Origin of the sequence: Pseudomonas sp. BJP69, assembly GCF_007633355.1 — a bacterium.
GTDB classification, from domain to species: Bacteria; Pseudomonadota; Gammaproteobacteria; order Pseudomonadales; family Pseudomonadaceae; genus Aquipseudomonas; species Aquipseudomonas juntendi.
This window is the reverse complement of sequence record NZ_CP041933.1, coordinates 2192831-2205018: the sequence shown is the minus strand read 5'-3', so window position 1 is coordinate 2205018 and position 12188 is coordinate 2192831. Positions and strand designations below refer to the sequence as shown.

The following is a 12188-nucleotide window of genomic DNA, read 5'->3' as shown; positions in this document are numbered from 1 at the left end:
TAAACCGCCAGCCCGGTCAAGAAGCATGGCGCCAAGCAAACAGGGCCATGGCGGGCGCACGCCCAACCGGCGTTAAGCCTACAAATGAACGTAGCCGCGATAAAAAACCTTGCCCGCCATACCCGGGGTTTTCATGCATTTTTCCAGACACGATCTAGGATTTTAGACACACCGCGTTAAGTTCAGCCCTGCGACAATCAGCCTCACAAAATTATGTACCAACTTGTTAATTAGCAAGCTAAGGGCTTAAACTGCGCGCATTCCACCTGCTGAGATCCCTGGCATGAACGAAACACCGCGCGCCTCTGGCGCCTCTAAAATCATCCTGATTGGCCTGGGCGTGATCATCGCCCTGCTTGGCCTGCTCCTGGCTGCCGGCGGCGTCAAACTCGCCGGCCTGGGCGGTTCCTGGTACTTCCTGATCGGCGGCCTGGCCATGGCCATCGCCGGTGTGCTCATTGCCCGCCGTAAAAAAGCGGGCGCCTGGCTGTACGCGCTGTTCTTGGTTGGCACTGCCCTCTGGGCGCTGGTCGACGCCGGCCTGGTGTTCTGGCCGCTGTTCTCGCGCCTGTTCATGTTCGGTGTCATCGGCATGGTGGTAGCGCTGGTGTACCCACTGCTGGCCCGCGCCAATGGCGCCAGCGCCGGGCGCGGTGCCTACGGCGTTGCCGCGGTGATGGCCGTGGTGCTGGCGGTTGCCGCCGGCAACATGTTCGTCGCCCACCCAAGTGTGGCCCCTACTGGCAAAGGCCCGGGCATGACCCCGGTCGAGGCCGGCAAGGAACAGAAGGACTGGGCCCACTACGGTAATACCGAAGGTGGCAGCCGCTTCGCCGCGCTGGACCAGATAAACCGTGACAACGTGAACAAGCTGAAGGTGGCCTGGGCCTACCACACCGGCGACGTCGCCATCAGCGACGGCAACGGTGCCGAAGACCAGCTGACACCCCTGCAGATCGGCAACAAGGTGTTCATCTGCACCCCGCACAACAACCTGATCGCGCTGGATGCCGACACCGGCAAAGAGCTGTGGAAGAACGCCATCAATGCCCAGTCCAAGGTCTGGCAGCGTTGCCGTGGCCTGGCCTATTTCGATGCCACTGCGGCCGTCGCCCAGCCGACCCAGCCCAACAGCTCGCCGGTCACCGGCGGTAGCGTGCCGGCCGGCGCCAACTGCCAGCGTCGCCTGCTGACCAACACCATCGATGGCCGCCTGATTGCCGTCGATGCCGACACCGGCGAGTTCTGCCAGGGCTTCGGCAACAACGGCCAGGTCAACCTGATGGCCGGCCTGGGCGATGTGCCAGACTCTTACTACCAGCTGTCCTCGGCACCGCTGATGGCCGGCACCACCGTGGTGGTCGGCGGCCGCGTTGCCGACAACGTCCAGACCGACATGCCAGGCGGCGTGATCCGTGGCTTCGACGTGATCACCGGGGAAATGCGCTGGGCCTTCGACCCGGGCAACCCGGAAGACCGCCAGGCCCCGCAGGGCGACAACACCTACGTGCGCAGCACCCCGAACAGCTGGGCACCGATGTCCTACGACCCGGCGATGAACACCGTATTCCTGCCGATGGGCTCGTCGTCCACCGACATCTACGGTGTTGAACGCAGCAAGCTGGACCACACCTACGGCGCTTCGGTGCTGGCCCTGGACGCCACCACCGGCAACCAGAAGTGGGTGTACCAGACCGTGCACAACGACCTCTGGGACTTCGACCTGCCGATGCAGCCGAGCCTGATCGACTTCACCAAGGACGACGGCCAGACCGTACCTGCGGTAGTGATCGGCACCAAAGCCGGGCAGATCTATGTGCTCGACCGCGCCACCGGCAAACCGCTGACCCAGGTCGACGAAGTTCCGGTCAAGCCAAGTAACATTCCAAACGAGCCGTACTCGCCAACCCAGCCCAAGTCGGTGGGCATGCCGCAGATCGGCGCGCAGACCCTGACCGAGTCGGACATGTGGGGTGCTACCCCGTATGACCAGCTGCTGTGCCGCATCGACTTCAAGAAGATGCGCTATGACGGCTTGTACACAGCACCCGGCACCGACCTGTCGCTGAGCTTCCTGGGTTCGCTGGGCGGCATGAACTGGGGCAGCCTTTCCACCGACCCGGTGCACGGTTTCATCTTCGTCAACGACATGCGCCTGGGCCTGTGGATCCAGATGATTCCGTCGCAGAACAAAGGCAATGCAGCGTCCGGCGGCGAAGCCCTGAACACCGGCATGGGTGCAGTACCGCTCAAGGGCACCCCGTATGCGGTGAACAAGAACCGCTTCCTGTCGGTAGCCGGTATTCCATGCCAGGCGCCGCCGTTCGGCACCCTCACCGCGATCGACATGAAGACCCGTCAGGTGGCCTGGCAGGTACCGGTGGGCACCGTTGAAGACACCGGCCCGCTGGGTATCCGCATGCACCTGCCGATCAAGATCGGCCTGCCCACCCTGGGCGGCACCCTGTCGACCCAAGGCGGCCTGGTGTTCATTGCCGGCACCCAGGACTTCTACCTGCGCGCCTACAACAGCGGCAACGGTGACGAAATCTGGAAGGCGCGCCTGCCAGTGGGCAGCCAGGGCGGCCCTATGACCTACGTTTCGCCGAAAACCGGCAAGCAGTACGTGGTCGTGACAGCGGGCGGTGCGCGCCAGTCGACCGACCGTGGCGACTACGTGATCGCTTACGCCTTGCCGTAACACAGCGTCGCCCCGTTCGCGGGTGAACCCGCCGTCACAGGAGGATCACTGCCCCGGCAAATGGTGCAGCCCCTGTGGCAGCGGGTTCGCCCGCGAAGAGGCTCGAACAGACAACCCGAGACACAGCAATGCCATCCGTAATTCGCTTCACCCCCACCCTGCTGCTGGCGTTGGCCAGCAGCACTGCACTCGCCAACGACGACCTCCTCACCCGCAGCACCCTCACCGGTGACTGGGGCGGCCTGCGCCACCAGCTGGAACAGGACGGGGTGAAAATCACCGGCGACTACAGCGGTGAAACCGCCTACAACGCGCATGGCGGCCTGCACCGCTCGGCGCGTTACTCGCAGAACGTCAAGCTGGGCGTGCAGTTCGACCTGTCGAAGCTGTATGGCCTGGACAACGGCGGCAAAGTCCAGCTGACCATCAACGACCGTCGCGGCAACAGCGCGTCGGACGATCTGGTCGGCAACCGCCTGCCGATCCAGGAAAACTACGGCGGTCTGTACACCCGCCTGACAGAGCTGAGCTACGAACGCACCCTGTTCACCCCTGCGCTCAACGTCAAGCTGGGCTACATGGCCATGGGCAACGACGTCGGCGGCCTGGACAGCGGCATCCTGTGCAATTTCATGAACGCCGGCTTCTGTGGCCACCCGCTGAACATGTCGGGGGGCAGCGGCTGGACCAACTACCCCAACGCCCACCTCGGCGTGCGCGTGAAGTACGACCTGTCGCCCGCCTGGCAACTGCGTGTGGCAGCGTTCAATGTGGACCCCGAGAGCAACGGCAATTCCAGCCGTGCCTGGCACCTGGGGCCCAAGCACACCACTGGCACCGTGGTCCCGGTGGAGCTGGTGTACAAGCTGCAGGGCGAGCTGCCGGGCGAGTACAAGCTGGGGTACTACTACGACAGCTCCGACGTGAAGCGCATCGGCAGCGACGACGAAGTGTCGGGGCGCGGCGGGCACTACCTGCTGGTCGACCAGGCGCTGTGGAACGATCAGGCCTCGCCAGGCCGCAGCCTGCACGCTTTCGGCCAGTATTCGGCGTCGAGCAAGGCCGCTTCGCCGTTTACCAAGTGGTATGGCGCCGGGGTGGTGCTGTACAAGCCGTTCGAAGGCCGCCCGAGAGATACCGTGGCACTGGGTTATGGCCGCGCCGTACCCAACCCGCGTAGCCGCGATGTGCTGGAAGATGCTGCATTCAACGCCGGCCAGCCGTTCCCCGATATCGACAGCGCCGAGCAGTTGATCGAGCTGAGCTACGGCTACCAGGCCACGCCATGGCTGAACCTGCGCCCGGATGTGCAGTACATCATCGAGCCAGGGGCGTTCACTGGCAAAGACATCGACAACGCGCTGGTGGTGGGCCTGCAGGTAAAGGCAACCTTCTGAGTCGCCGGGGGCCGCACTGCGGCCCATTCGCGGGTTAACCTGCGCCCACAAAGCCCTGACAGTTAAACCGTCAAGCCTGCCTGAGGTGATCCACCAGCCTGAGCAGCATGGCATCGCAGCCCTGCAGCTGTTCGACACTGACGAATTCATCCGGCTTGTGCCCCTGCTCCATGCTCCCGGGCCCGCACACCACGGTGGGGATGCCCGCCTGGTCGAACAGCCCGCCTTCAGTACCAAACGCCACGGTGCCGAACTTATCCGAACCACTGAGCAGCGCCACCAGCTGCGCAGCTTCGCTGTTCTGCGGTGTAGCCAACCCCGGATAGGCACTCAGCGGCTGCAGGCGAATGGCGCTGTCGGCGTGGACCTTGCGCATGCGCGGCAGCAACTCGGTCTCGGCATAGGCCTGTAGTTGGTCCGCCACCGCCTGTGCCTCGAACCCCGGCAAGGCACGCACCTCGAAATCGAATTCGCACTCGGCCGGCACGATGTTCAGCGCCCTGCCCCCTTTGATCACCCCGGTCTGCACCGTGGAGAACGGTGGGTCAAAACGCTCGTCGTGATGCTGCGGCAAGGCCAGCGCGTCGCCGATATCACCCAGCTTGCCGATAAGCCTGGCGGCATACTCGATGGCATTCACGCCATACGGTGCATACGCTGAATGGCAAGCAGCGCCATGCACCTGGCAGCGCATCGCCAGTTTGCCCTTGTGCCCCAACACGGGTTTGAGTTCAGTGGGCTCACCGATCAGGCACAGCCGCGGTTTGTGCCGGCGTTGTTCGAGCGCTGCGAGCATCGAGCGTACACCCAGGCAGCCGACCTCTTCGTCATATGAAAATGCCAGGTGCACCGGCATGCGCAGCGGCTGGGCGAGAAATGCGGGTACCGCTGCCAGCACTGACGCGATGAAGCCTTTCATGTCGGCTGTGCCACGGCCATACAAGCGGCCATCGTGTTCGCTGAGGGCGAACGGTTCGACCGACCAGGCCTGGCCGTCTACCGGCACCACGTCGGTGTGCCCGGACAGCACCACGCCGCCAAGATCCTTGGGGCCGATGGTGGCAAACAGGTTAGCCTTGGTTCTCTCCGGGTTGTGGAACAGCTCGCATTCCACGCCCAACCCGGCCAGGTAATCGCGAATGAAGCCGATCAGCGCCAGGTTGGAATCACGGCTGACCGTGGCAAAGCCGACCAGCCTGGCCAGCAGCGTGCGGCTGGCAAACTCACTCATCGCCCGGCACCCCGTAGCTTGGCGCAGAGGTCGGGTTGAGGGCGCGGGTAACGTAGTCCTGCATTTGTGGGCGGTAGGCTTGCCACAGGCCATCGAGCGCTCCGATCGGGTCGTTGTCGGCCCAGTCGACGCGCAGGTCCACCAGTGGCCAGGTCAGCTCACCCGCAATTTTCAGCGCCGCCGAGTGTACCGGCCCTGCCTCACCGCCCGCAGCCATCGCCGCGTGCATGGCCGCCAGCAGGCGGTCGGCCAGGTGCCCACCGGCCTGTTCGAAGGCCAGCACCATCGCTTCGATCACCTGGGTGGAGGACAGCAGGTTGCCCGCCGCCGCGCATTGCTCGCCGGCCACGGCATGGTGTGTGCCAAGCGCCTCGCGCCCCGTGAACAAAGCCACCTGGCCGGTGCTGTCGATGACCGTCACCTGGCGGTACTCGCTCCAGCCATTGGCGCTCAACACCCGGTCCAGCGCTGCGGCGGGTGGCAACTGGCCCTGCTCCATGGCGTCGAGAATCTGCGGGCCCAGCGCCGGCAGGGTGATGTTCTGGGTAGCGACCGCGCCCACGCCGGCACGCACCCACGGGCAACGGGCCCCTACGGCGATGCTCGACGAGCTGATGGCGATACCGATCTGGCCGGTTTCCTGGCAGCGACCAATGATGGAGAAGGTCATGGCATGGTTCCTGTGTGCTGTGCAATGCAGGCCATTCTGGGTGGAACCTTCGGGCAGGCGAAACCACCTTTTTCCGAGGGGCTAGGCAGGAAAAAACTAGGGTCTGAGGCCCGCTCCCACAGCGAGTGCGCGAGCTTTCAACGTTCCAACACGACAGTTGCGTTCACAAGATCCGGGCCTTCGCCGTTTTATCGGCAAGCCCCAGCTAAATACTATTTTCGCCATTTGCGCAGCATCCCTAGTCTGGCCCCAGGCAACGGCGGTCCCCGAACCGACCTGACAAAAACCGCCTGAACAAGGGCTCGGACATGACACTGAACAACTTCGAAATCGACACCCTCGTGGTCGGCGCCGGCCAGGCTGGCGTGGCCATGAGCGAACACCTGAGCAAGCTGGGCGTGCCGCACCTGGTGCTGGAGCGCAACCGCATTGCCGAGGCCTGGCGCAGCGGCCGCTGGGATTCGCTGGTGGCCAATGGGCCGGCCTGGCACGACCGCTTCCCAGGGCTGGAATTCAACCTCGATGCCGACGCCTTCGCCGGCAAGGACCAGGTGGCCGACTACTTCGAGCAGTACGTACGCAAGTTCAACCTGCCGGTGCGCACCGGCATCGAAGTGAAGAAAGTACAGCGCAACAGCGACCGCCCTGGCTTCACCATCGAAACCAATGAAGGCGTGATCCGCGCCAACCGCGTGGTGGCGGCGACCGGCCCGTTCCAGAAGCCGGTGATACCGGCGATCGCGCCAAAAGACGCCAACCTGCACCAGATCCACTCGGCCGCCTACTTCAACCCCGAACAACTGCCCGAAGGTGCAGTGCTGGTGGTGGGTGCAGGCTCGTCCGGCGTGCAGATCGCCGAAGAGCTGATGCGTGCCGGCCGCCAGGTGTACCTGTCGGTCGGCGCTCATGATCGCCCGCCACGGGCTTACCGCAACCGCGACTTCTGCTGGTGGCTTGGCGTATTGGGTGAATGGGACGCAGAGATTGCCAAGCCTGGCCGCGAGCACGTGACCATTGCCGTGAGCGGCGCCCGTGGGGGCCATACGGTCGACTTCCGTGCCCTCGCCCACCAGGGCATGACCCTGGTTGGCCTGACCCGGTCGTTCGAAAACGGCGTGGCGCACTTCCAGGACAACCTGGTCGAGAACATCACGCGGGGCGATGAGAACTACCTGGCCTTGCTGGACGCCGCCGATGCCTATGTGGAGCGCAACGGCCTCGACCTGCCGCAAGAGCCTGAAGCGCGCCGGCGCCTGGCCGACCCGGCCTGCATGCTCGACCCACTGCAGCAGCTGGACCTGGCCAAGGCCGGTGTCCGCAGCATCATCTGGGCCACCGGCTACGGCGTGGACTTCAGCTGGCTGCAGGTGGACACCTTCGACGCCAACGGCAAGCCCCAGCATCAGCGCGGTGTCGCTCGCGAACCAGGTGTGTATTTCCTTGGCCTGCCGTGGCTGTCGCGCCGTGGCTCGTCGTTCATCTGGGGCGTATGGCACGACGCCAAACACGTCGCCGGCCACATTGCCACGCAACGCACCTACAGCGCCTACCGCGACCGCGACCAGCGCGCGGCCGACCGGCAGCAACCTGCCGCATTCAGCAACGTCAGCACCCTCGGAGCCCACTGATGCCTACCCATACCCGCATCCGCATGTTCAACACCAAGGCCACCTACCCCAACCAGACCCTGGACAACGACCTGTGCCAGGCGGTGCGGGCCGGTAACACCATTTATGTGCGTGGCCAGGTCGGCACCGACTTCGAAGGCAGGCTGGTGGGCCTGGGTGACCCGCGGGCGCAGGCCGAACAGGCGATGAAGAACGTCAAGCAACTGCTCGAAGAAGCCGGCTCGGACCTGTCGCATATCGTCAAGACCACCACCTACATCACCGACCCACGTTTCCGCGAGCCGGTGTACAAGGAAGTGGGCAAATGGCTCAAGGGCGTGTTCCCGATTTCCACCGGCCTGGTAGTGGCCGGCCTGGCCCAGGCCGAATGGCTGATGGAGATCGACGTGATCGCCGTGGTGCCGGACCAGGCGTGACCGGCAATTGCCAGGCGCTTGCCCTGTAGGAGCGGCCTTGTGTCGCGATGGGGCGCGAAGCGGCCCCGTTTTTTTGCGACGAAGCTGAAGTTGCGGCGAAGCTGAAAATTTAGGGCCGCTTCGCGCCCCATCGCGACACAAGGCCGCTCCTACAGGGGACGGTGCAAGGCTTAGAAGCCGACCGTGGCAGACAGCAGATAGGTGCGTGGGGTCGACAGGGTCAGGCCCGGCTCGCTGTCATCCGGGGCCCCTGTCGAGCTCCAGTAGCGGTCATCCAGCACGTTCTCGACGCTGGCACGCAATGTGACCTCGGTCTCATCCACCTTGAACGCGTAGCGCGCCCCCAGGTCATAGCGCTCCCAGCCATCGATCTTCTTGCTGTTGTTCTGGTCCAGGTACTGCGAGCTGGAGTGGATACCGCGTGCTGTCAGGGTCAAGCCTTTGACCCCCGGCACGTCCCACTCGCCCCCCAGGTTCACGTTGTACTTCGGCGTGGCCGGGGCGCGGTTGCCGTCGTAGGCGCCATCGACCGTGTCGGTCAGCTCGCTGTCGATGTACATCACCCCACCCAGTACCCGCACACCCTGCACAGGCTCACCGAACACACTCAGCTCGATGCCGCGGTTATCACGCTTGCCATTGGGGCCGAACACCCGCGAAGCCGGGTTGGTTTCGTAGGCCGGCTGGCGAATGCGGAACGCGCTGGCGGTGAAGGCCACCTGGCCAAAGTCATACTTGGCCCCGACCTCGACCTGGCGGCTGGTGAATGGCGGAAATATCTGGTCTTCGTTGACCGAGGTCGACGGGGCGATCTTGCCTTGGCTCAGGCCTTCCATGTAATTGGCGTACAGCGACAACTGCTCGGTGACCTTGAGCAGCACCCCGCCAGAGGGCGAGACCTTTTCTTCGTCATAGGCGGTGTCGCCTTTGACGCCATCACTCCAGTCATCCACTTGCACCCGCTGCCAGCGCGCGCCCAGGGTCAGCAGAAGGCGGTCGTCGAAAAAGCCCAGGGTGTCGGCCAGGGCCACGCCGGAGAAGCGGTTTTCCGTGTAGACCTTCGAATCGAAGCGGGTGGGTGTGCCCGGCGTGGGTGTGGCCACCGGGTGGTAGAGGTTGCTGGGTGCGGCGGCATAACGGGCGCCGCCGTTGGTGAAGTCCATGTAGTAATAGCTGGCGGCCAGGTTCAGTTCGTGGCTGACCGGCCCGGTCTGCAGCCACTTGCGCAGGCCAGCCATGGCAGTACGCACAGATTCATCGCGGGTAAAGTCGCGGGGCTGCACACTGAAATTGCCGGCGTCATTGATGACCGACACGTTGTGGCGCAGGAAGTCATGGTTGCTCTTGCGCGCGCCGACCGCACCATAGGCCAGCAGCGAATCACTGATATCGTATTCGGCATTCAGTGCGCCAAAGGTGTCATTGGTGCGCGCCTTGCTCCAGGCCTGGGCATAGTTGTGGCGCACGTCATCGGCATCCGGCACCTTGGCGTTGGCGCCGATCAGCACACGCTCCTGCGGCGCATCGGTATCGCGCTCGGTGTGGCCCAGGTCGGCCGAGAGGCGCAGGCGCTCGCCGCGGAAATCCAGGCCCAGCACCGCCATCTGGCGATCGACAGACTGGTGGTCCCAGGCAGTATCGCCGGCTTGCTTGACGCCGTTGAAGCGCACACCGAACTGGTCACCTTCGCCGAAGCGCCGGCCGATATCCACGGCACCCCCCACCTGGCTGTCGGAGGCATAGCTGCCGGTGAACGTGGTAATCGGCTTGTCGCCAGCGCGCTTGGGTTGCACGTTGATGCCACCGCCTACGCTGCCCCGGGGCGATATGCCGTTGAGCAACTGGTTGGGGCCTTTGATGATATCGACCCGCTCGGCCATTTCCATGTCGATCGAATAGGTCGGCAAGATCCCGTACAAGCCATTGTAGGCGACATCACTGTTGAACAGGCTGAAGCCGCGAATGGTGAATTGTTCGAAGCGCCCGCCGGCGGGGTTGGTGGCGCGTACCGAGGGGTCGCTGGCAATCAGCTCGCCCAGGGTGCGGGCCTGCTGGTTCTTGACCACCTCGCTGGTGTAACTGGTGATGCTGAAGGGGGTGTCCATGAAGTCCCGCGAGCCGAGCAGGCCTTGTGCGCCCTGGCGTGCCACCTGGCCGCCAGCGTAGGGCTGCGATTGGCCAGGGGCGACCAGCCCGCCGACGATACTGGTAGGGGCGATTTCCAGGGCGCTACCGGCCTGGGGGGCCGGCACCAGGGTGAAGGCCCCTTCACCCACCGGGAGCCATTGCAGGCCGCTGCCACGCAGCAATTGGGCAAACCCTTCGTCAACACTGTAGGCGCCAGACAGGCCAGCGCTCTGCCGGCCTTGCACCAGTGCCGGGTCCAGCGAAAGGCTGACGCCCGCCTGGTCGGCGAAGCGGGTCAACGCGGCCCCCAGGCTGGCGGGCGCTACCTGGTAAGTGCGGCGCACGGGCTCATCGGCCCAGGCCGGTGAACACAGCAACAGGCTCATGGCGAACAACGGATGCGCGGCGCGCGCCAGTGGGCGCAAGCGGCAAGACTTTACTGCAGGCATTGAACAAGGCTCCCCTTTATTTTCTCCTACCGGTAATGACCGGCGAGTGAAAAAAAGGGGACAGCCTCATGCACGATTTTCTCGCGCAGACAAACTGACCCAGTAACGGGTGCGTGACTGCACCTGCAACGGCAGGCTTGCAGCCAGCAAGGCCAGCACCCGGTCGGTGTCGTCAAGGCGGAACGTGCCGGTGACGCGCAGCCGCTCCAGCGCGGGCGCCCAGCGCAGCACCCCGGGGCGGTAGCGACGCAGCTCGTGCAACAGTTCGCCCAGCGGCCGGTCGTCCAGCCGCAGCACCCCTTCGCGCCAGCCCAGCCGCCAAAGGTCCAGCCCGCTGACCGCGCCGACGCCAGTTGCCTGCAAGCTGGCCTGCTGCCCTGCCAGCAGCGTGCGTGCCGGGCCGCGGGCCGGCTGAAGCTGGGCCCTGCCGTTGAGCACCGACACCCGGCAGGCGTCGCCCAACAGGCGCAAGCACACCTCTGCATCGCCCAGCAGCACCTGGCCCTCGGGCACGTGCAAGGTCAGTTGCAGATGCGCGGGCACCTTTATCGCAACCTCCCCGCGCAGCAAGGTCAGGCGCCGTGCACCGAGGTCGAGATCGACCGCGCTGTCGGTATTCAACTGCAGGAAGGTCCCGTCGCTCAACAGCACCTGGCGCTGCTCTCCCACCGCGGTACGCAGGTCGGCAGCCCAGGTTTCCAGGGGCAGCTCACGGCTTGCCAGCCACGCCGCCGGCAGCACCGCCGCCACGCCCAGGGCGCGCTTGAGCAGCGCCCGTCGGCCGGCATCCGGGCGGTCCAGCGTGGCCATTGCCAACGCCCCTGGCAGCCCGGAGAAGCGCGCGCGCAACAAGGCTGCCTTGTGCCACGCCTGCTCATGCAGGCTGCTGCTGGCGCGCCATTGCGCGAGCCGCCGCAGGTCCTTGTCGCTGGCGGCGCCGGAATCCAGCAGTGCCAGCCAACGGGCAGCGGCACGCACGGCCTTGCGGGTTTCGGCGCTAGGTTGGGTCATTGCAGATCGGCCAACAGGCAATGCTCGTAAGCCTGCGCCATGTAACGTTTGACCGAGCGCTCGCACACACCCAGCCGCTTGCCGATTTCGGCATAGCCCAGGCCTTCCAGCTGGCTCCAGAGAAACGCCCTGCGCACCGGCGGCTTCAGGCCGTCGAGCAGTTCATCCAGTGCTTGCAGGGTTTCCAGCACGATCCAGCGCTGCTCGGGCGACGGTACATGCTGCTCAGGCAACTGCGCCAAGGCATCCATGTAGGCCTGCTCCAGGCTGCGGCGCTGGTGGAAGTTGCTGAGCAGGCGCTTGCCCACGGTAAGCAGGTAGGCGCGTGGCTCGCGGATGTCTGCCAGCGGCTGAGCACTGGCCAGCACCCGCAGGAACGTATCCTGGCTGAGGTCGGCGGCATCCCAGGCATTGCCCATGCGCCGGCGCAGCCAGCTTTCCAGCCAGCTGCGATGCTCCCGATACAGGGCAGGCAGGCTAGGCTCTTGTGGCGGCGCGGCGTCGATCATGGGAAGGCCCTGCGGCGGCGTAAATAGGATTAATTCTAATTTACATCGC

At 64.9% G+C, this 12188-nt stretch carries 9 protein-coding genes; 4 read left to right on the top strand and 5 right to left on the bottom strand.

Annotated elements, in window-relative coordinates; translation table 11 throughout:
- Window positions 1-283 precede the first annotated feature (283 nt).
- Together FPB55_RS10135 and FPB55_RS10130 are read left to right on the top strand one after the other, a co-directional pair.
- A complete protein-coding gene (locus FPB55_RS10135) occupies window positions 284-2701 on the top strand; it encodes a glucose/quinate/shikimate family membrane-bound PQQ-dependent dehydrogenase (protein ID WP_144188097.1) in 2418 nt (805 codons plus the stop codon).
- 128 nt (window positions 2702-2829) lie between these two features.
- Entirely contained in the window at window positions 2830-4098 is a 1269-nt protein-coding gene (locus FPB55_RS10130) for a carbohydrate porin (protein WP_009686532.1), read from the top strand.
- 70 nt (window positions 4099-4168) lie between these two features.
- Here the strand turns inward: FPB55_RS10130 and argE are convergent, their stop codons facing one another.
- Together argE and FPB55_RS10120 are read right to left on the bottom strand one after the other, a co-directional pair.
- Window positions 4169-5329, bottom strand: coding sequence for an acetylornithine deacetylase (argE, locus tag FPB55_RS10125; protein WP_144188095.1), 1161 nt, complete (start codon window positions 5327-5329; stop codon window positions 4169-4171).
- Window positions 5322-5999, bottom strand: coding sequence for a DUF1028 domain-containing protein (locus tag FPB55_RS10120; RefSeq protein ID WP_115293919.1), 678 nt, complete (start codon window positions 5997-5999; stop codon window positions 5322-5324). The genes argE and FPB55_RS10120 overlap by 8 nt, the downstream gene beginning before the upstream one ends.
- A gap of 308 nt (window positions 6000-6307) precedes the next feature.
- Here FPB55_RS10120 and FPB55_RS10115 point away from each other — a divergent pair, with 308 nt between their 5' ends.
- Complete coding sequence (locus tag FPB55_RS10115; protein ID WP_009686529.1) at window positions 6308-7627, top strand: NAD(P)/FAD-dependent oxidoreductase; 1320 nt, start codon at window positions 6308-6310, stop codon at window positions 7625-7627.
- A complete protein-coding gene (locus FPB55_RS10110) occupies window positions 7627-8043 on the top strand; it encodes a RidA family protein (RefSeq protein WP_029887064.1) in 417 nt (138 codons plus the stop codon). Before FPB55_RS10115 ends, FPB55_RS10110 begins: the two co-directional genes overlap by 1 nt.
- A gap of 170 nt (window positions 8044-8213) precedes the next feature.
- Here the strand turns inward: FPB55_RS10110 and FPB55_RS10105 are convergent, their stop codons facing one another.
- The 3 genes from FPB55_RS10105 to FPB55_RS10095 all read right to left on the bottom strand — a co-directional run bounded on the left by FPB55_RS10105 (window position 8214) and on the right by FPB55_RS10095 (window position 12139).
- Window positions 8214-10619 (bottom strand): TonB-dependent receptor, encoded by a 2406-nt coding sequence (locus tag FPB55_RS10105; RefSeq protein WP_144188093.1) that lies wholly within the window; start codon window positions 10617-10619, stop codon window positions 8214-8216.
- A 66-nt stretch (window positions 10620-10685) separates the two neighbouring features.
- Window positions 10686-11630 (bottom strand): FecR domain-containing protein, encoded by a 945-nt coding sequence (locus FPB55_RS10100; protein WP_144188091.1) that lies wholly within the window; start codon window positions 11628-11630, stop codon window positions 10686-10688.
- Window positions 11627-12139 (bottom strand): sigma-70 family RNA polymerase sigma factor, encoded by a 513-nt coding sequence (locus tag FPB55_RS10095; protein ID WP_009686523.1) that lies wholly within the window; start codon window positions 12137-12139, stop codon window positions 11627-11629. Before FPB55_RS10095 ends, FPB55_RS10100 begins: the two co-directional genes overlap by 4 nt.
- Between the last annotated feature and the right edge of the window lie 49 nt (window positions 12140-12188).